This is a genomic window from Thiovibrio frasassiensis (assembly GCF_029607905.1).
GTDB lineage: Bacteria > Desulfobacterota > Desulfobulbia > Desulfobulbales > Desulfurivibrionaceae > Thiovibrio > Thiovibrio frasassiensis.
On the sequence record NZ_JAPHEH010000001.1, the window covers coordinates 1,653,311 to 1,672,297 of the forward strand.

At 56.6% G+C, this 18,987-nt stretch carries 15 protein-coding genes; 5 read left to right on the plus strand and 10 right to left on the minus strand.

The features are described 5' to 3' along the window. Positions 1–145: 145 nt before the first annotated feature. Positions 146–2,224 carry an LTA synthase family protein gene (locus OLX77_RS07870; RefSeq protein ID WP_307633041.1) on the plus strand — a complete coding sequence of 693 codons (2,079 nt, stop codon included), beginning with the start codon at positions 146–148 and terminating at the stop codon, positions 2,222–2,224. Between the two features lie 103 nt (positions 2,225–2,327). Further along, positions 2,328–3,062: a carboxy-S-adenosyl-L-methionine synthase CmoA gene (gene cmoA / locus OLX77_RS07875; RefSeq protein WP_307633042.1), complete on the plus strand. Its 735-nt coding sequence runs from the start codon at positions 2,328–2,330 to the stop codon at positions 3,060–3,062. 149 nt (positions 3,063–3,211) lie between these two features. On the opposite strand, the gene phoU is transcribed toward cmoA, so the two are convergent. The 10 genes from phoU to corA form a co-directional block, all read right to left on the minus strand. Beyond that, positions 3,212–3,880, minus strand: a complete 669-nt coding sequence (phoU, locus tag OLX77_RS07880) for a phosphate signaling complex protein PhoU (RefSeq protein ID WP_307633043.1) — start codon at positions 3,878–3,880, stop codon at positions 3,212–3,214. A gap of 199 nt (positions 3,881–4,079) precedes the next feature. Further along, positions 4,080–4,865 carry a phosphate ABC transporter ATP-binding protein PstB gene (gene pstB / locus OLX77_RS07885; protein ID WP_307633044.1) on the minus strand — a complete coding sequence of 262 codons (786 nt, stop codon included), beginning with the start codon at positions 4,863–4,865 and terminating at the stop codon, positions 4,080–4,082. Continuing rightward, on the minus strand, positions 4,859–5,710 hold the full coding sequence (gene pstA / locus OLX77_RS07890) for a phosphate ABC transporter permease PstA (protein WP_307633045.1): 852 nt from the start codon (positions 5,708–5,710) through the stop codon (positions 4,859–4,861). The genes pstB and pstA overlap by 7 nt, the downstream gene beginning before the upstream one ends. Further along, positions 5,707–6,594 carry a phosphate ABC transporter permease subunit PstC gene (gene pstC / locus OLX77_RS07895; protein ID WP_307633046.1) on the minus strand — a complete coding sequence of 296 codons (888 nt, stop codon included), beginning with the start codon at positions 6,592–6,594 and terminating at the stop codon, positions 5,707–5,709. Before pstC ends, pstA begins: the two co-directional genes overlap by 4 nt. Next, positions 6,578–7,438: a phosphate ABC transporter substrate-binding protein gene (locus OLX77_RS07900; RefSeq protein WP_307633047.1), complete on the minus strand. Its 861-nt coding sequence runs from the start codon at positions 7,436–7,438 to the stop codon at positions 6,578–6,580. Before OLX77_RS07900 ends, pstC begins: the two co-directional genes overlap by 17 nt. Before the next feature lie 225 nt (positions 7,439–7,663). Continuing rightward, a complete protein-coding gene (locus OLX77_RS07905) occupies positions 7,664–8,308 on the minus strand; it encodes a DUF599 domain-containing protein (RefSeq protein ID WP_307633048.1) in 645 nt (214 codons plus the stop codon). Next, positions 8,305–11,601, minus strand: a complete 3,297-nt coding sequence (locus tag OLX77_RS07910; RefSeq protein WP_307633049.1) for an efflux RND transporter permease subunit — start codon at positions 11,599–11,601, stop codon at positions 8,305–8,307. Before OLX77_RS07910 ends, OLX77_RS07905 begins: the two co-directional genes overlap by 4 nt. Next, the gene (locus OLX77_RS07915) at positions 11,598–12,632 is read right to left on the minus strand and encodes an efflux RND transporter periplasmic adaptor subunit (protein ID WP_307633050.1); all 1,035 of its coding nucleotides are present in this window, start codon (positions 12,630–12,632) and stop codon (positions 11,598–11,600) included. The genes OLX77_RS07910 and OLX77_RS07915 overlap by 4 nt, the downstream gene beginning before the upstream one ends. Before the next feature lie 23 nt (positions 12,633–12,655). Beyond that, positions 12,656–14,092, minus strand: a complete 1,437-nt coding sequence (locus OLX77_RS07920) for a TolC family protein (RefSeq protein ID WP_307633051.1) — start codon at positions 14,090–14,092, stop codon at positions 12,656–12,658. Positions 14,093–14,386: 294 nt separating this feature from the next. Then, complete coding sequence (corA, locus tag OLX77_RS07925) at positions 14,387–15,469, minus strand: magnesium/cobalt transporter CorA (protein ID WP_307633052.1); 1,083 nt, start codon at positions 15,467–15,469, stop codon at positions 14,387–14,389. A 264-nt stretch (positions 15,470–15,733) separates the two neighbouring features. On the opposite strand from corA, the gene OLX77_RS07930 reads away from it, so the two are divergent. The 3 genes from OLX77_RS07930 (at position 15,734) to OLX77_RS07940 (ending at position 18,908) form a co-directional block, all read left to right on the plus strand. Further along, entirely contained in the window at positions 15,734–16,135 is a 402-nt protein-coding gene (locus OLX77_RS07930; protein WP_307633053.1) for a flagellar export chaperone FliS, read from the plus strand. 127 nt (positions 16,136–16,262) lie between these two features. Then, on the plus strand, positions 16,263–16,871 hold the full coding sequence (locus OLX77_RS07935) for a DUF116 domain-containing protein (protein ID WP_307633054.1): 609 nt from the start codon (positions 16,263–16,265) through the stop codon (positions 16,869–16,871). A gap of 156 nt (positions 16,872–17,027) precedes the next feature. After that, positions 17,028–18,908 carry a PAS domain S-box protein gene (locus OLX77_RS07940; protein WP_307633055.1) on the plus strand — a complete coding sequence of 627 codons (1,881 nt, stop codon included), beginning with the start codon at positions 17,028–17,030 and terminating at the stop codon, positions 18,906–18,908. Positions 18,909–18,987 lie beyond the last annotated feature (79 nt).

Below are 18,987 nucleotides of genomic sequence, written 5' to 3' on the forward strand. Positions count from 1 at the left end.
CCTTTCACGTTTGTAATGTTCCGGAAATCTTCTGGTAATTATTGCATGCTATAATCCGCCAACTCACTGCTCTTCCTTGGAAAATCCGCGCCCATTTCGAGCGCCAACAAGGGACAGCGTTTCAACGGAGCAGCGTATTCCTCTCATGGTAAAGATCATACAACCCCTGTTGTCAGGATTTTCCCGCCTGCCCTCTCTTGGCCGTTTTCAGCTTCTCCGTCTTTTTTTTCTCAGCTACACCCTGTATGCCTTTGGCATACGCCTGGTGTTGCTGATCCGCAGCTGGCCGGAGATAGGACATTCTCCCCTGACCGTGGGCACCATCTTTTTGGTCGGGCTGTTCTATGATCTGGCCAATGCGGCCTATTTCGCCATTCCCCTAGTCCTCTATCTGCTGCTCATACCCCAGCGGTTCTTTGTCAGCCGGTGGCACCGGCTGATCCTCTATCCCCTGGTTTTTGCCATCTGCTATGGCCTGCTTTTTTCCGCTCTGGCGGAATGGCTGTTCTGGGATGAGTTCGGGGTGCGTTTCAACTTTATCGCCGTGGACTATCTGATCTATACCAATGAGGTCATCGGCAATATTCGCGAATCCTATCCGGTTCCGTTGCTGATGAGTATTGTTGGCATTGGAGCCGCCCTGATTTTTCTTGTCCTTCGGCCCCGGCTTGAGGTCGTGATGGCCTCGGTACGACAACAGGACCGCTCCGCTGCCAAACTTTCCGTCCGGCTCGGGACCGGCGCAACCTTTTTGTTGTTGCCGGTCCTGGTGTTTTTGGCCGTGGATGGCTCTTTTGCCAGCAAAACCTTTCAGAACCGCTATGAAACGGAACTGGCGGAAAATGGGATATACCAGCTCTTTTCCGCCTTTCGCAATAACAGCCTCGATTATGCGACGTTTTATAAAAACATGGAGGAGAAGGAGGCCCTCGGTGAGCTGCGGACCCTGCTGAAGACCAAAAATAGTCGTTATGTCGATGACAACCCGACAGATATAGAGCGGGTAATTGGTTCAGCATCCCCGGAAAAACGGCATAACGTCGTCTTAATCATGGTGGAAAGTCTGAGCGCGGAGTATCTCGGTGCTTTTGGCAACACCGCAGGTCTTACCCCCAATCTTGACGCCTTGGCCAAGGACGGACTGCTTTTCAATCGGCTGTATGCCACCGGCACCCGGACCGTTCGGGGGATGGAGGCAGTCACCCTTTCGGTGCCGCCGACCCCGGGGCGCTCCATTGTGAAGCGGACCAATAACGATAACCTCTTTTCCCTGGGCTTTGTTTTTCGCGAGAAAGGATACGACACCAGGTTCTTTTATGGAGGCTTCGGCTATTTTGACAACATGAACGCCTTTTTCGGCGGCAACGGGTTTGATATTACCGATCGGAGTGATCTCAGTGCGGAAGAGATCTCCTTTGCCAATATCTGGGGCGTATGCGATGAGGATATCCTGGGCCGGGCTCTGCGTGAATTTGATCAGTCCGCAAGCCGGAAAAAGCCATTTTTCGGGTATGTCATGACCACCTCAAACCACCGGCCTTTTACCTATCCCGAGGGGAAAATCGACATCCCCGTGAAAACCGGGCGAGCGGGGGGGGTCAAGTATACCGATTACGCCATTGGCAAATTCATCGAAGAGGCACGACGCCATTCCTGGTTTGACAACACCATCTTCATTGTTGTCGCGGATCATTGTGCCGGCAGTGCCGGTCGACAGGAATTGCCAGTGCATAGCTACCATATCCCTATGATTTTTTATGGGCCGGGGATCGTTCCCCGGGGGGTGAACACCACCCTGGCCAGCCAGATCGATCTGGGACCCACCCTGTTTGGCCTTTTGAAATGGCAATACCACAGCAAGTTTTTTGGCAAGGATATCCTGGCGTCAGATTTTACCCCCCGCGCCTTTATCGGCAACTACCAGCGCCTCGGCTATCTGGAGGATGGATATCTGGCTATCCTCAATGAACGAAAGGGGCTTGCCCAGTATCAGGTGGTCCGTGAAACAATGCATGATGCGGTCCTGGTGCCGGTTGCCGAGAATGCGGAACTGAGCCGTAAGGCCATCTGCTCGTATCAGGGGGCCAGCCTCCTGTACCAGAGAGGTTTGGGCCGGTGGTCGGGTGGCGAGAAGCTTCCCGTAATGAGCCAGGCTGCGGGCAAGCCCACCCGCTCCGGAATTGGGAAAAATGCGATAACCGTGGACTCCCGCTCTTCATTGTGATAATCGGAAACAGTTGGGCAAGAAGTACATGCCGCATCCGGATTTGAGCGGACGTTTATAGTCGGATCAAGAATAGTGTCGGGGGGAAGGGAAAAGAACTCGCATGGCTAAGGATAAAATTTTTGCCACACCACAGGGCACGGTGGCCGATTTCAGTTTTGACGCCAAAACCGCGTCCGTCTTTGACGACATGCTGGTCCGCTCGGTTCCTTTTTATCTTGAAGTGCAACGGATGGTGTCGGAGTTGGCCCGGGATTTCGCGGTGCCTGGCACCAATGTCTATGACCTGGGCTGCTCCACCGGAACGACCCTGATCCAACTTGATCCGTTATTGCCCCGCGGGGTGCATCTGGTGGGCTGCGATTATTCCGAGGAAATGCTGAAAAAAGCCGGAGAAAAGCTGCAGGCATACGGCATGCAGCATGATTACAGCTTGGAGTGCATGGATCTCAACAAAGAGGTTCATGTTGAAAACGCCTCAGTTGTGATCATGAACCTCTCCCTGCAGTTTGTCCGGCCTCTGAACCGGGATCGTTTGATTCAGAGTATAGCCAAGGGAGTCAACGAGAATGGCTGCTTGATCCTCATTGAAAAGGTATTGAGCCGGGATTCGCTGCTGAACCGGTTTTTTATCAAGTATTACTATGATTTCAAGGAGGCAAACGGCTACAGCAAGCTTGAGATCAGTCAGAAGCGCGAGGCTCTGGAGAATGTCCTCATCCCCTACCGGGTGCAGGAAAACGAGGATCTCGTCTTGCAGAACGGCTTCAGCGACTGTGAGATCTTTTTCAAGTGGTACAACTTTTGTGGCTACATCATCCGTAAAGGGATGATGTAGGCGGAACAAAGGATTCAGCTTCTGTCTCAAGAGATTGTCCCCCCCTGTGCTGTGCCAAGGCGTTACCTTTCCTGGTCTTTTGTTCCAATCGATATCAATTGCAATCAACCTAAGGCGGGCAAGGCTCGCTCTGTCAGAGGCTTTCAGGTCTACTCGTCGTAAAGCTCGGGGGTGTGCCGGATGATCTGGGCATCGACCAGGTAGATGACATCCTCGGCGATGTTGGTCGCATGGTCGGCAATTCGTTCCAGATGGCGGCCCACCGAGAGAACATGCAGCAGGTTGTTCACATGTTCGGTATCGGTGGTGAGCATCCCCTTGAGCTGGGTGTACATCTCCCGGTTCATGGCGTCCATGGTGTCGTCCGCTGCCCGGATATGGTGGGCCAAGCGCACATCATGGTTGATCAGCGCATCAATGCTTTCCGTGACCATTTTTTCGGCCAGATTGACCATGGCTGTCAGGTCAAAGGGGATTGCAAATTGCTCCTGTCCGGCGAGGAATAATCCCCGTTCGGCGATATTCACCGCCAGATCCCCGATCCGCTCCAGATCGCTGTTGATTTTCAGGACCGCCACGATGAAGCGCAGGTCGATGGCCACCGGTTGATACAGGGCGAGAATCTTCAGGCAATCCTCCTCGACCTCCACCTCCATGTCGTCAATCTCCCGGTCTCCCTTGATCACCGCGTTGGCCTTGGAGGGATCACGGTTGATCACGGAAAGCGTGGCTTGATAGACGCGATCTTCCACGGCCTCTCCCATGGCGATGATCTTTGCCTTCAGTTTGTCGATGTCGTGCTGCATGTGTTTTGGCATGATGTTTACTCCCTTGTAACTGTTAAGCAGTACCACATCTGCTTCGTAGTCTCACTTGTCCGCTTAACTGTCATCGGCCTGCTTATGTGCAATAGCACACGCCGCAGGCCTCTTTCGCGCATCTGCGGCACTGCTTAACAGTTACATTCCCTGTTTTGCATATAGTCCTGGCATCAAGCGGGATAGTTGCACTCCATTTTCATCCGAAGCGGCCGGTTATGTAATCTTCTGTCTGTTTCTGCCGAGGGTTGGTAAATATTTTCGGGGTTGCATCACATTCAATCAGGCGCCCTTCATAGAAAAAAGCGGTGTAATCGGAAACCCGGGCGGCCTGTTGCATATTGTGGGTGACGATGACGATGGTGTAGTTGGTGCGCAACTCGCCGATGAGATCCTCGATCCGGGTGGTTGATTTGGGGTCAAGGGCCGAGGCGGGCTCGTCCATGAGTAGAATCTTCGGTCCTACGGCCAGGGCACGGGCGATGCAGAGCCGCTGCTGTTGGCCGCCGGAGAGGCCCATGGCATTGGCGTGCAACCGATCCTTGACCTCGTCCCAGATGGCAGCCTGCTGCAGGCTTTGTTCCACGATCTCGGTAAGACGTTTGTGGTCTTTTTCGCCGTGAATCCTGGGGCCGTAGGCAACGTTGTCGAAGATGGATTTTGGGAAGGGGTTGGATTTCTGGAAAACCATCCCCACCTCCTTGCGCAGTTCCACGACATCGGTTCCCGGCGCGTAGATATTTTTTTGGTTGATGGAGATATTCCCTTCCACCCGGCTGTGGGGGATGGTGTCGTTCATCCGATTCAGGCACCTGAGAAAGGTGGACTTGCCGCAACCGGAGGGCCCGATCAGGGCAGTGACATGTTTGGCCGGCATCAACAGGGAGATGTCAAAAAGCGCCTGGGTGACCCCGTAGAAAAAGTTGACCTGGCTGGTGGTGATGACCATCTCCAGATCTTTTGGGTAAATCGACTGTTCTACCATCGGTATTTTTTCCTGAAATGTGTTCGGATGAGTATCGCGCCAAGGCTTAAGCCCAAGACCAGTAAGAGGAGAATCAGGGCGGTGCCGTATTGCATATGTCTGATCCGGTCCGCTTCTGGATGCTGGGTCGCGAGGATGTACAGATGGTAGGGCAGGGCCATGACCTGATCAAATACAGACTTGGGCAGCCTGGGGAGATAAAAGGCGGCCACCGTCAGGAGGATGGGGGCGGTTTCTCCCGCCGCCCGGCCAATACCCAGGATCGAGCCGGTTATCATGCCGGAAAGGGAATAGGGCAGGATGTTCGTGCGGATCATCTCCCACTTGGTGGCCCCCAAGGCGAGGCTCGCATCCCGGAACCCCTTGGGCACGGCGCGCAGCGATTCTTCGCTGGCCACGATAATAGTGGGCAGGACCATGCAGGCCAAGGTCAGACTGCCTGCCAGGATTGAGGGGCCGAAGCCGCAGAAGAGGACAAAGATGCCGAGGCCGAAGAGACCGAAAACGATGGAAGGCACGCCCGCCAAGGTGACAATGGCCAAGCGGATCAGGCTGTTGAATCTCCCTTGATCCGCATATTCGGCAAGATAGATGGCGCCGCCGATTCCCAGCGGCAACGAAACGGCGATGGTGCCCACCACCAGATAGAGGGTGCCGACAATGGCGGGATAGATGCCGCCTTCTGCCCCGCTGCGTCGGGGAAAGCTGCTGACGAACTGCCAGTTGAGGGCCGAGGCGCCGTTTTTGATGATGTCGAAGAGGATATAGCCGATCACCAGGACAATGGCGTAGGTGATGAGCCGCAGGGAGAGAAGAATAAATTTGTCCGCAGTGTTGTTCATCATTTCATCATGCCGTATTTCTTGAGCACGCGCTGGGCCACGATGTTAAGGGCAAAGGTGATGCCGAGCAGGATGATGCCGATCCAGAAAAGCGCCTGATAATGGACGCTGCCAAAAGGCACCTCGCCCATCTCCGCGGCGATGGTGGCGGTCATGGTCCGGACCGAGGCCAAAGGGGAAAAAGTGAGGATCGCGGAATTGCCGGTGACCATCAGCACCGCCATGGTTTCCCCGATAACCCTGCCGATCCCGAGCATGACCGCAGCCACGATTCCTGGCAGGGCCGCAGGCAAGGTAACCCGGAAAATGGTCTGCAGATGGCTGGCACCCAAGGCCAGGGAAGCATTTTTCAGGGCATAGGGCACGCTGACCAGGGCATCCTCCGAAAGGGAGATGATGGTGGGGATGGCCATGAGCGAGAGGAGCAGGGCGCCGGTCAGGGCGGTGAGGCCGGTGGTGAGGCCGAAGAGTGCCTTGATGAGGGGGGCCACCACCAGCAGGCCGAAAAAGCCCAGCACCACCGAGGGGATGCTGGCCAGGATTTCAATGAAAGGTTTGAGGAACTCGCGTTCGGTGGGGTGGGCAATTTCTGCGATGTAGATGGCCACCAGCACGGAGATCGGGACCGTGACCAGCATGGCCAGCGCGGTTACCAGGGCGGAGCCGGAAAGCAGGGGGCCAACGCCGAAATGCTCTTCCTGAAAAGAAACAGGAATCCACTGGCTGTCGAAGAGCTTTTCCAAGCCTGGCTGCAGCGCAAACGGCCCCGCCTCCTTGAAAAGAAAGAGGAAAATCAGGCAGACGATGAGGACGCTGGTCGATGCGGCGCTGACCAGCAGCAGCCGCATCAGCTTATCGGTTATGTGCAGTTTACGAGACCGGGACATATCCCGTTTCTCTCACAATCTTCTGGCCTGCCGGACTGAGGCAGAAATCGATGAACTGTTTTGCCGTCTCGTTTGGCGTGCCATTGGTATAGAAGAAAAGCGGCCGGGAAACCGCGTAAGCTCCGGAGCGAACCGTCTCCTCACTGGGGATCACCGGGCTCGGCTGGTCGCTGGCCTGCACCCCAAGGGTTTTTGCCTTGCCTTGCGCTTCCGCGGCAAAACCCAACCCCACATAAGCGATGGCGCCACGGTCGGCGGCTACGGCCTGGACCAGGGCCGAGGTTCCGGGCAGCAACCTGGCGGAGGGGCTGAAGTCTTCCTTGTTCAGGACATGCTCTTGGAAGAAGACAAAGGTGCCGGAGCTGGACTCGCGGGACAAGAGCAGGATGGGGGTATCACTGCCGCCGACCTCCTTCCAGTTGGTCACCTTGCCTGTGTAGATGAGACGCAGCTGGTCAATGGTCAGGCTGGTTACCGGATTTTCCGGATGCACGATCAGAGCGATGCCGTCGCGGGCCACCGAGAGCTCCACCGGGGAAACCTTATTCCCTTCCGCCTGTTTTCTCTCTTTTTCTTTCATGTCTCTGGAGGCCGCGCAGATATCGGTGGTGCCGTTGATCAAAGCGGCGATGCCGGTGCCGGAGCCGCCGCCGGTTACGGAGATGTCAACATCGGGGTGGCTCTTCATGAATTCTTCCGTCCAGGAGCTGACCAGATGGACCATGGTGTCGGAACCCTTGATGGAAAGGGATTGGACGGGCGTAGATTGCTGCGAGGGGCCGGAATCGCAGCCGGTTAGCGCGGTTGCGAGCAGCAGGCCAAGAGCCAGGGCGACTTTTTTCATGATCTCCTCCGTGTGCGGTGAACACAGTGATTGGTGAAGTCCCACACTGTGGGAAGGTGTGGGGGGCTGATATCTGTAACCCTTTGATTTTATGGGGGCGGACGAATTTATTCCTGCACTGACCCGATACCAGAAATTCGAGGTGTTTGCCAGTATAAAATTATAGCGAAGATTGTCGGATGTGGGTGCAAAAAAAAATCAGCCGCTCTGTTTGGTGGGAGAAAATCAGCCGGTTCGATCCACGTGGCAGAGGATGGCGATGACGATCAGGGTGCCGACGAGAAGCCAGCCAGGGCCGAAAAGCCATAGGGCCAAGGGGACGGAGAGATAGTAGCCCCGCATTCCCAGGGTGTAGTGCGCGGCTCCGTACTGGACCGTTTGCACCACCGAGGCGGGGGGGAGTCCGGTCGAACTCTGGGGGACATTGATCATGAAGCCCAGATGGTTGTAGTAACGGATGGCCATGGTGAAATTAAAGAAGGTAAAGAAGAAATCCACCGAGAGGATGAGCAGCTTGATCTGGTGAAAACTCTCGAGCCGTGTGCCCATGAAATTGAGCATCTGCAGGCCGGCATCGTTTTGGTGGGGCGGGGTCAGGACGATATTGAGCAGGGCCAGGGCGATGAGGATTGCCGTGGAGGCGAGAAAGCTTGCGGCCATGGTCCAGTTGCGCAGGGTCTGTACCGCCAGGAGGCCATGTTCTTTTCCCATCATTTCCCGGACCCAGGCGGCCCTGGTTCTGGCGTTGCGGGCATAGATCGTTGCTTCCGGAAAACGGAGTTTTACGAAGAGTAGCCCCAGGTGATAGGCAAACAACAGCAGAAAGGCTGATGCCGTCAAGGCGCTTATTTCAAGGGGCAGTGGGTTCATGGGCTTTTCTCGGCAAGCTGGGGCTTCGCCTCTGTGGGCTGATGGCGGTGGCGGCGGAGCATGAAATAGAGCACCGGGACCGCCATGCGGCTGATCAAAAGAGAGGCGATCTCTCCGAACATCAGGGAAATGGCGAGCCCTTGGAAGATCGGGTCGGCCAGGATCACCGAGGCGCCGACCACCACGGCCAGCGCAGTGAGGAGCATGGGCCGGAAGCGGATGGCTCCGGCTTCCACCACCGCCTTTTCCAGCGGCAGGCCGTGGCTGATGCGCAATTCGATGAAATCCACGAGGATGATGGAGTTGCGCACCACGATTCCGGCTCCGGCCATGAAGCCGATCATGGAGGTGGCGGTGAAAAAGGCGCCGAAACCCCAGTGGGCCGGGAGGATGCCGATCAGGGAAAAGGGGATGGCGGCCATGACCACCAGGGGCACGGTGTAATCCTTAAACCAGCCCACCATGAGCATGTAGATGAGAATCATCACCGCGCAGAAGGCGAGCCCCAGATCGCGGAATACCTCCAGGGTGATGTGCCACTCGCCGTCCCACTTGATGGCAGGTTCCAGCTCGGAAAAAGGCTGCTTGAGGTTGTAGATGGTGACTTCCTTCTGGTCGCCCCCGTAGTCGCGGCCGTCGAGTTGCGCCAGCTGTTTGTTCATGGCGAAGATGGCGTAGGCCGGGCTTTCCGCCGCGCCGGCAACGTCAGCGGTCACATAGATAACCGGTTTCAGGTTCTTGCGGTAAATGGGTTGGTCAATGGGCGCCTCGCTGACCGTGACCAGCTCCCGCAGGGGCACCAATGGGCCGGACGGGTTCAGGCCCGAGCGCAACTGGAGGTTCAAGATGCTTTCTACCCGTGCCCGCTGCCCCCGGGGCAGTTCCAGGAGAATACTGACCCCTTCCTTGTCCTCGGGCTGGTGGAAAAGGCCGACGGCCATCCCCTTGACCGCCAGATCAACGGCCTGGGTGATCTCCCCTTCGGAAATGCCGTTGAGGGCCGCTTTTTCCTTGTCCACGGCAATAACGGTTTTGCTCCGTTGCGCCTCCCGGTACCAGTCAACATCGACAACCCCTTCCGTGCCGCTGAGGAGTTCCTTGACCTTGGTGGCCAGTTTCAGCCGCTGCGCATCGGTTTGCCCATAGATTTCGGCGACCAGGGTTTGCAGCACCGGAGGTCCGGGGGGTACCTCGGCCACGGCCACGGTTGCGTCGTATTTTTTTGCGATGGGAGCAATCTTGGGGCGGATGCGTTTGGCGATTTCGTGGCTTTGGGCCTTGCGCTCTCCCTTGGGCAGCAGATTGATCTGAACATCCGCCAGGTTCGTGTTGTTGCGCAGGTAGTAATGGCGGACCAGCCCGTTGAAGTTATACGGAGAGGCTGCCCCGGCGTAAACCTGATAGTTGATCACCTCAGGCTCTTGGCCAATGACCGCGGCCATCTCCCTGGCCGCCTGGGTGGTTTCCTCCAAGGTGGCCCCTTCGGGCAGATCCAGGATGATCTGGAACTCGCTTTTGTTGTCAAAGGGCAGCATCTTGACCTTGACCAGTCCGAAATAGACCATGGAGCAGGAGGCGAGGAGCAGTCCGGTAATGCTGAGAAAAAAGATCAGCCGCCAGCGGGCCTGGCCCAGGAGGGGGTCCATGACCCGATGATACAAGCGGGTAAAGAAATCGTCCGGGGCGTGGCCGTGTGCGTCTTCCTGTAGTTCCGCCTCCTCCTCGGCATCAATGGGGCATTCCTCTGGGGAGCAATTTTTTTTCAGGATCCGGACGGCGGCCCAGGGGGTCACGGTAAAGGCGATGATCAGTGAAAAGATCATCGCCGCGGAGGAACCGATGGGGATCGGGCGCATGTACGGCCCCATCAGCCCGCCGACAAAGGCCATGGGCAGGATGGCGGCGATTACCGCCCAGGTGGCGAGGATGGTCGGGTTGCCCACCTCGTTCACCGCTTCGATGGCGATCGTGAGCAGGGGTTTTCGGGTGTTGCCCGGCAAGCGGATATGGCGGACGATGTTTTCCACCACGACAATGGCGTCGTCCACCAGGATACCGATGGAAAAAATCAGAGCGAACAGGGTGATGCGGTTCAGGGTGTAGCCGTACAGGTAAAAGAGCAGCAGGGTCAGGGCCAGGGTCGAGGGGATGGCGAGGATGACGATGATCGATTCCCGCCAGCCCAGGAAGAAGAGGATCAACAGGGTTACCCCGAAGACGGCGATCCCCATGTGCAGCAGGAGCTCGTTGGATTTTTCCGCCGCGGTCTCCCCGTAGTTCCTGGTCACGCTGATGGTGACGTCGCCGGGGATGACGGACCCCTTGAGGGTCTCGATCTTGGCCAGCACCGTCTCCACCACCTGCACGGCGTTTGCGCCCGGCCGCTTGGCAAGCGAGAGGGTAACCGCCGCTTCTTCCGCATGTCCCTTGCCCTGGCCGAAAAGGACATAATTGGTCGGCTCTTCCGGGCCGTCCAGCACGGTGGCCACCTCGTCGAGATACACCGGTCGGTTGCCGTAAACGCCCACCACCAGACGGCCTATTTCCTTGGCCGAGGCAAGAAACTGGCCGGTTTGCAGGAGAATTTCCTTGTTCAGCGATTGCAGGGTGCCGGAGTAGGATTGAAGATTCCCCTGTTGCAGTCTGGGGATGAGCTCCGTTGCGGTCAGCCGCCGGGCGGCAAGACGGGCGGGATCAAAAAGAACCCGCACCTGACGCCGGGCGCCGCCGATGAGCTTGGTCTCGGCCACTTCGTGGATATTCTTGACCGCGTCATCGATCTGGGCCGCGAGGCGGCGGAGGGTGTAGTGATCATAATTCGGGCTGTGCAGGGTCAGGGCGAGCACCGGCACGTCGTCGATGGTGTGCGGCTTGATCAGTGGCGGGAAAACGCCGTGGGGAATGCGGTCGAAATTGGTGGCCAGCTTCTGGTTGAGGCGGACAATGGCGTCCTCCATCTTCTCGCCCACGTAGAAACGGGCGATGAGCAGGCACTGGCCCGGCATGGAGGTGGTGTAGATGTATTCCACTCCGCCCAGTTCGTACAGGAGCTTTTCCATGGGGATGGAAACCCGTTCCTCTACCTCCTTGGCGGAGGCGCCGGGCATGGCGACCATGACGTCGATCATCGGCACCTTGATCTGCGGCTCCTCCTCCCGTGGCAGCATGGTTATGGCCATGATCCCGAGGAGCAGGGAGGCAATGATCAGGATGGGAGTCAGCCTGGACTGGACAAAGATCGAGGCGAGCCTGCCGGCAAAACCGTCTTGGTTGCTGGGGGAAGGGTTCATCATTGCACGATGCGCACGGGTTGACCATCAACGAGCCGCTCGCCGCCCTGGGCCACGACCTGCTCACCACCATTGACTCCGGCAAGAATCTCCACCTGCCCATTCCGGTGTTCGCCGCTGCGGACCAGACGTAAATGGGCCGTGTTCTCCTGCACTACAAAAAGCCGTTCCATCTGGCCGAAACGGAACACCGCTGTTTCCGGGACCAGGAAGGTATCGGCCGCAGCGCCGCCGGGGAGGGCGACCCGCGCATACTGGCCGGGACGCAAGGAGGCGTCGCCTTCGATCCGGAGCTTTACCAGAGCGGTGCGGGAGGCACTGTCTGCCGAGGGACTGATCTCGGTTACGGTTCCGGTCTGGGAAAACTCGGCGGCGGGGATGCTCACCGGCAGCGTATCCCCTTGTTTAATTTTTAGGGCCATACCCTCCGGAGCCGCGACAACCACTTGTAATTGTTCGGTGTTTTCCAGTACCAGGAGAGGCGTTCCCGGGGTGGCCAGATCGCCGGTGTTTGTCATTTTTTGGGTGATGATCCCGGCAAAGGGCGCGGTGATCATGGCATAGTTGCGCATGGCCCTGGCCTCGCTTGCACCGGCCTCTGCCACCCGGTAGGCGTCTTCCAGGGACTTTACCGTTTCTCGGGTGGAGGCGTCTTTTTCCAGCAGCCGTTTTTCACGTTCAAAATTCCGTTGTGCCTGGGCGAGCTGCGTCTCGGCCTGGGACAGCCGGGCGGTTATCTCTCCGGCGCTGATTTTTACCAGAAGTGCCCCTTTTTTCACTACGGCCCCGAGGGCTACCGGCAGTTCCTCGATGACCCCGCTTATTTTGGCGGCGATGGTCGCCTTCTGGACCGCCTCGACGGCGCCGGCCACCTCGATTTGTCGCTGGCTCGCTTGGCCGGCCACGGTGATCACCCGTACTTCTGCACTGGGAAGTGTTTGGGTCTTTGTCCGGGCATGGTTTGGGTCCTTGCACCCGACAGCGGTGAGGAGCAATCCCAGGAGAAGTGCGGAAGAAAGATATTTATGGAACATGGTTGTCTATCCTGTTTCAGGGCTTATCTGGAAGCCGTCGTTGTTTCTGGCTGGGGTTTGCTCGGCATTTCCAATGCTTCGGGAAACTGGGGCAGTCCCAAGGCGCGACGCAGGTCCGCCACGGCAATCCGATGGGAGGTTTCCGCCACAATGCGACGCACCAGGGCATCGGTCAGGCGATTTTCCACCCCGATGAGATCCGCGGAAAGCAGCACCCCTTCCGTAAAACGGAGGCGGTTGATCCTGGCGCTTTCCTTGGCTTGGGCCACGCTTTTTTCCGTAACCTGCAAACGTTCCTTGGCATCCTGCACCGCAAATTCCGCTTGTTTTACCTCAAGGGCGATGGCCAGTTCGGTCTTGCGTTTGCGCTCCTGTGTCTCGGCGAGCATGGCGGTGGCGCGGCTGATCTCGGCGGAGGTTCGTCCCCCTTCGGAAAGGTTGAACTGCAATTTGACCCCGGCCTGCCAGGAGTCGCCCGAGCCGTCCGTGACATAGCCCTTGTCTTCATCGTATCCGGCATACCCTTCCAGGGAGGGGTAATAGCCGCCTTGGGCTTGCCTGACCCGCGCTTTTGCCGCCCGGATCAGGGCGTCCATGCTTTTTAATTCAGGACGCGGCGCATGCTCGGCGGCCTGGGGAATTTCTTGGGGCGCAGACTGGGCCGGGTCGAGGGTTACCTGGCCATCGGCAAGCCCCAGCAGGCTGAGGAATATCCTCCGGCTTACCTCAAGGCCGTGCTTGGCCTGGCTCAGACCTTCCTGCGCCTTGGACTGTTGCACTTCCAGGTCGAGGAGGTCGGATTTGAGCAGGACCCCTTCCTGGTAACGGGCCTGAGCCACGTTCAACGAGGCGGTAATCGCTTGCACCGTTGCCTGCTGCGCCTTGACAAGTTCCTCCGCCTGAACGATGAGCTGAAACGAGCGGACCACCTCAAAGGCGAGCTGGGCTTGTACTGCTTCAAGCTCCATCTCCGAGGAAACCGCTTGGGCCTTGGCTGCCTTCAAGCCGGCGAGGTCGCGGCCGCCATTGAAAAACCGGTAGCCGAGCCGGACACCCATGTTCAGATTATCGGTGCGGCCGGGATTGTTGAAGTCGATACTATTACTAAAGGTTCCCTGGTTGAGGATATTGCCGAAGGAATACATGGGATTATTGGTTTGGTCGTACCGGGAGTTCAGGTCAAGCCTTGGGAAAAAAGAAGACCGCTCCATGGTGATAGCGGCCTGGGCCGCCTCGATGCGATTTTTCCCCATCCGGCTGTCCGGGTTGTTTTGTAAGGCAAAGCGTACCGCATTGCGGACAGTCCAGACCTCAGGTGTTGCCATGGCGGTATTGCTTTCGGCGGCCTGGGAAAATGAAAAGCCGGCCAGCAGCAGAAGGGTGGTGCAGAAGAGGCTGATTATGCGCGGGAAGGCAAGGGAGCGGCCGGTATTTTTGTTGTGTGTTGTTTGTGGGGACATGTGTTGTGGTCTCTTTTTAGAATCCGTCCGGTGTTGAAGGGATCCAGTGGATATTCAGTATTTAATTATATAATTATAAACCGAAATATCTGCCACAATTTTTTTGTTTGCGCACGGTCGTCGTGCTACTTTTTTTGCGAGGCCGCGACGCTGTAATTCATTATATCATAAAGGTAAAGAAGGGGAGCAAGTGTATTCCGCCAGTCAGGTAAAACATGACAGAGGAGTAGAGCCAATCCGTCCCTCGGGAACTTCGGGAGATCTTGGCTGGAGATTATTCAGGCTGCGGGAGGTTCAGAACCATTTTTTCTTTTTAAAATAGATCAGCATGACAATGGCCGTGCCCGCCATGAGCGAGAGGGCGAAAGGGTAGCCGAAATACCAGTTGAGTTCCGGCATGTTCAAGGGGCTCTTGCTGGTATTGAAATTCATCCCGTATAACCCGGCGATGAAGGTGAGGGGGATGAAGATCACGGCGAAGATGGTCAGCACCTTCATGACTTCATTCATCCGGTTGCTCACCGAGGAAAGGTAGATATCGATCATGCCCGAGATGATGTCCCGGAAGGTTTCCACCGTGTCCAGCACCTGGATGGTATGGTCATAGAGATCCTTGAGGTAGACCCGGATGGCTTCGCCCATAAAGGCGGTCTCGTCCCGTTGCAGACCGTTGATCACCTCCCGAAGCGGCCAGACCGATTTGCGCAGCAGGATCATCTCCCGCTTCAGGGTGTGGATGGACTGGAGGGTTTCCGGCGTTGGCTCGGCAATGAGCTCCTCTTCCAGATCTTCGACTTCCTCGCCGATTTTTTCCAGGACGGAAAAGAAATTGTCCACCACCCGGTCCAGCAGGGAATAGAGGAGATAATCAACGCCCATCTTTCGGCTGCGCCCCTTATTCGTTTGGAGACGGGCCAGGACATCGTCAAAGATATCGTCGTCCTTTTCGTGAAAGGTGAGGAGGTAGCTGGGGCCCAGCACGAAGCTGATCTGCTCCATGCTCATCTCTCGGGTGGCGTCGTTATAGTTGATCAGGTTGATGACCAAAAAAAGGTAGTCGTCATAGTGATCAATCTTCGGGCGTTGGCCGGTATGGAGAATATCCTCGATGGTCAGGGGATGCAGGCCGAAGCCGAGGCAGAATCGGTCCACGGCCTGCGCGTCGTGCAACCCGTGGATCCTGATCCAGGTGTTACTGGGTTTTTTTTTCAGCAGATGGAACTCTTCGAGCCGGACAGGGGTGGTGAGGGAGATATTCTCGGTATCGTAATCGACCATGTCCAAGCCGAATGTTTCAGTGACTTTTTCCCCGATGAACACGGGGCTGCCCGGCGGGAGGCCCGCTTTGCGTGAGGTTGTCTTGACAAGCTTCAGCATCTTTTTCTCCCGAGCACGGAGGTGTTTTTCATAGGGGCTGCGTGAAATAAAGCCCATGGTTTCCCTGGACAGGATACCATATCCGCTGGCTGTCCGTGCACCCGATTGTTCGCAGGGGATGAATATCGCGGGTATTGTCGAAAACTGGGAAGACTTTTTTGCAAAAACACGCTATGGATTTTTAGCCTAATATGCGAGGATGGAAAATAAACGAGGGAGCGAGGCAGGGAGAAGATCTCCGGTGAGGCAGAGGCAAGGGAAGTGATGGGTCCGAAACAGCCCGGTCCGCAGTATCTGAAAACCATGGTTGAAACCGCGAGTGCGGTGGGCAACATTATCGCTCTGTACGAAAGGAGCCTCTTTCATCTGCGCAATGCCCGGGAAAGCCTGGTTGCCGGGGATATTGCTCGTAAGGCGGAAAGTCTGCGCAAGGCCATGGATATCCTCTATTATTTGGACAATACCCTTGGCTCCGTTGAGTCGGAAGCCACGCATATATTGCACGACAGCTACCAAATGCTCTTGGCTCAGTTGAGTCTGGCCAACAGTGAAAATTCTCCTAAATCGCTGGCTCTGGCCGAGAAATGGCTGGCAGGATTGCTTGAGGCGTGGCAGGGTATTGCCTCTGCCGAGAAGGATCAGGACCCGGCGGGGCAAAGCCCTTGAAGCCTCCTCCCGCGGGGGGATGTTCTGGTAAGCTGTGCAGGGCAGACTATTGAAGATTCCCGTTGTCGGCCAGAGACCCCGTGTATCTGCATGGGGTGCAAAAAACAACAATAGACCCATCGAGATTATGACGCTATCCCTTCCCTCTTGGTTGACCCTGCCCGTTTTGGTTTTTTTCTATCGGCCTCTGACCCGTTTTTTTCCGAAGATGGACAAGGATGGCTATGTTCGGAAGGTCGTGGCGGCAGGGAACCGCTTTTTTCGGCAAAGGTTTGTCAGTACCCCTTACGGAGAAAGGATGCTTTTTTTGCCCTATTGTCTGCGGGGCGAAGGGTGTCCAACGGTTATTGATCAGGAAAAGGGGTTGGCTTGTCAGCCCGATTGCCGGATTCCCTGCCGGTTGCGGGAGATGCGGGAGATGGCATTGGCTTTAGGGTACCTGGATGTTTCCGTGGTGGTGAGCGGCAGACTGCATAAGAAGGACGGGGTGTTGCGCAGTCGGGATTTCCTCGTGCGTCGGATCGAAGAGCGGAAGCCGCGCGCGGTCCTCGGCTGTCTGTGTACCCGGGATCTGCGGGAAAAATATCTCCGTTCCGCCAATATCTCTCCCGAGGGCTCCCTGGGAGGGCATGGACTGAAGGTTATTCCCCAGGTGTGTCTGCTCAAGGATTGCAACTGTCGGCAAAGCTCCGTGGACTGGCAGGAGCTTGAATCGCTTATTCGGGCGAAGGAATAAATGCAGTCTTGGGTGTAAATGGCAAAGAGAAACAAACTAAAGCAAGCATGAAATTCTTGCTCTCAAATTCTCGTTAAATGTGAGGGGGCAGGGTATTGTGGCTTAGGATATTTCCGGCAGGACAAGATCAACGGCATTAAAAAAATTGGATACAGCGTGGATAATCAGGAACTGAGCGCACTATTCATGCGTGTTGTCGATACGGCAAACGTGGAGTTTTATCTGATCAATGCCGAAGGCGGCTTTGCCTATGTGAACCGGGCTGCCGCCGGAAGCCTCGGCTATACCGAGGCAGAATTCCTTTCCTTAACCCTTGCCGATATTGATCCGGAAGTCGGCCCCAGGGTCGGGGAGCTGTGGCCCGAGTGGAAAAAACAGGGGGACCTGCATCTTGAAACCACGCACCGAACCAAGAGCGGCGAGATTGTCCAGAAAGAAGTCAATGCAACCTGCATCACCGTTGACGGGGTAGATTATATCGGCGCTTTTGTTCGGGATATCACCGAGCGTAAGCGCATGGAAACAGCTCTGCGGGAAAGCGGGGAGCAATACCGGGATCTTTTTGAAAGCGCCAGCGATCTCATTCAGTTCGTCCGTCCGGACGGCAGCTTTATCCAGGTCAACCCTGCCTGGCGGGCCACCTTCGGCTATACGGAGGAAGAGGTAAAGCATCTCACCATCTTTGATCTCATCGACTCGGAGTGTACGGATCATTGCATGGAGACCTTTCAAAAGGTTCAGGATCAGGGGCGGATCGACAGGATCGATACAACCTTTGTCGCGAAAAATGGCGAGAAGATTATGATCCAGGGCGCGGCCAACTGTCGGTACGAAAAGGGCAAACCCCATTTGACCCGTTGTATTTTCCGCAACGTCACCGAGGAAAAAAAATTGCAGGCCCAATTGCTGCAATCCCAAAAGCTTGAGGCGGTCGGGCGTTTGACCAGCGGCGTGGCCCACGATTTCAATAACCTGCTCACCACCATTTTAAGTTACAGCGAGCTCTATCTCAGGCGGCTGCCAGAGAGTGATCCCCTGGCGAACGCCCTGCGTGCTATTCGTGAGGCCGGCATCCGGGGCGCGGCCCTGACCCGTCAGTTGCTCACCTTCAGCCGCCATCAGGTTGTGGATGTGCGGGTTATTGAACTGGGCAGTCTTGTCTCCGGTTTGAGCAGCATGATCCGGCGACTTATCCATCCAGGCATTCATTGTACGGTGGAGGTGGTGCCCGGCGGACAGGGACGGATTCTTGCCGATCAGCACCAGCTTGAGCAGGTACTGCTGAATCTGGCCATCAATGCGCGAGACGCCATGCCCGATGGTGGTGCCTTGACCATTTCCTGCCGTGAGGAAGTTCTGGAGCAGAGTGAATTTTCCAATTTTGCCAATATCGAACCAGGGCAGTATGTTGTTCTTGTGGTGAGCGACACCGGGCAAGGCATGAGCACGGAGGTGCAGGAACATATCTTCGAGCCGTTTTTTACCACCAAGCCCCAGGGCAAGGGAACGGGTCTTGGCCTTGCCACGGCCTATGGTATTGTCAAACAGCATAGCGGCTACATTGCGGTTGAGAGCGAGCCTGGCAAGGGAACCACCTTCCGCCTCTATTTTCCCAGAGTAGAGGCTCCGGTGGAGGCCGTGGTAACAGGGGCGGCCCTGGAGGCATTGCAGGGGAATGAGGCCATTCTCGTGGTTGACGATGAACCCGAGATCCTTGCCGTTCTTCGCCACTCCCTTGAGTCCATGGGCTACACCGTGCTCACGGCAGCATCTTCCGCGGAAGCCCTGCTTCTGGTCGAACAGGGCAAGGAAAAGATCGACCTCATGCTCACCGATGTGGTCATGCCCGGGATGACCGGCCACGTTCTGGCCGCAAGGGTACAGGCGGTTGATCCTCGTATCCGGGTGTTGTTCATGTCAGGCTATACCGATTCCATGCTCGAAGAATATGGCGTTTCCCGAACGCATGCCAATTTCATCAGTAAACCGCTTTCGCCGGGTGAACTTGCCGTGAAGCTCCGCAAGATGCTGGCGTAATTCCGCGGGGAATGATTGTGGCTAGCGGTGCCAGCCTGGCTCCATCTCTTCGGTGCGGTTCCGCACTTTTTTCAGTGAT

What these genes read in the sequence shown, in the direction of transcription:
- OLX77_RS07870 (WP_307633041.1), top strand. Translation starts at nt 146, where the DNA reads ATGGTAAAGATCATACAACCCCTGTTGTCAGGATTTTCCCGCCTGCCC.
- cmoA (WP_307633042.1), top strand. Translation starts at nt 2,328, where the DNA reads ATGGCTAAGGATAAAATTTTTGCCACACCACAGGGCACGGTGGCCGAT.
- phoU (WP_307633043.1), bottom strand. Translation starts at nt 3,880, where the DNA reads ATGCCAAAACACATGCAGCACGACATCGACAAACTGAAGGCAAAGATC.
- pstB (WP_307633044.1), bottom strand. Translation starts at nt 4,865, where the DNA reads ATGGTAGAACAGTCGATTTACCCAAAAGATCTGGAGATGGTCATCACC.
- pstA (WP_307633045.1), bottom strand. Translation starts at nt 5,710, where the DNA reads ATGATGAACAACACTGCGGACAAATTTATTCTTCTCTCCCTGCGGCTC.
- pstC (WP_307633046.1), bottom strand. Translation starts at nt 6,594, where the DNA reads ATGTCCCGGTCTCGTAAACTGCACATAACCGATAAGCTGATGCGGCTG.
- OLX77_RS07900 (WP_307633047.1), bottom strand. Translation starts at nt 7,438, where the DNA reads ATGAAAAAAGTCGCCCTGGCTCTTGGCCTGCTGCTCGCAACCGCGCTA.
- OLX77_RS07905 (WP_307633048.1), bottom strand. Translation starts at nt 8,308, where the DNA reads ATGAACCCACTGCCCCTTGAAATAAGCGCCTTGACGGCATCAGCCTTT.
- OLX77_RS07910 (WP_307633049.1), bottom strand. Translation starts at nt 11,601, where the DNA reads ATGATGAACCCTTCCCCCAGCAACCAAGACGGTTTTGCCGGCAGGCTC.
- OLX77_RS07915 (WP_307633050.1), bottom strand. Translation starts at nt 12,632, where the DNA reads ATGTTCCATAAATATCTTTCTTCCGCACTTCTCCTGGGATTGCTCCTC.
- OLX77_RS07920 (WP_307633051.1), bottom strand. Translation starts at nt 14,092, where the DNA reads ATGTCCCCACAAACAACACACAACAAAAATACCGGCCGCTCCCTTGCC.
- corA (WP_307633052.1), bottom strand. Translation starts at nt 15,469, where the DNA reads ATGCTGAAGCTTGTCAAGACAACCTCACGCAAAGCGGGCCTCCCGCCG.
- OLX77_RS07930 (WP_307633053.1), top strand. Translation starts at nt 15,734, where the DNA reads ATGGGTCCGAAACAGCCCGGTCCGCAGTATCTGAAAACCATGGTTGAA.
- OLX77_RS07935 (WP_307633054.1), top strand. Translation starts at nt 16,263, where the DNA reads ATGACGCTATCCCTTCCCTCTTGGTTGACCCTGCCCGTTTTGGTTTTT.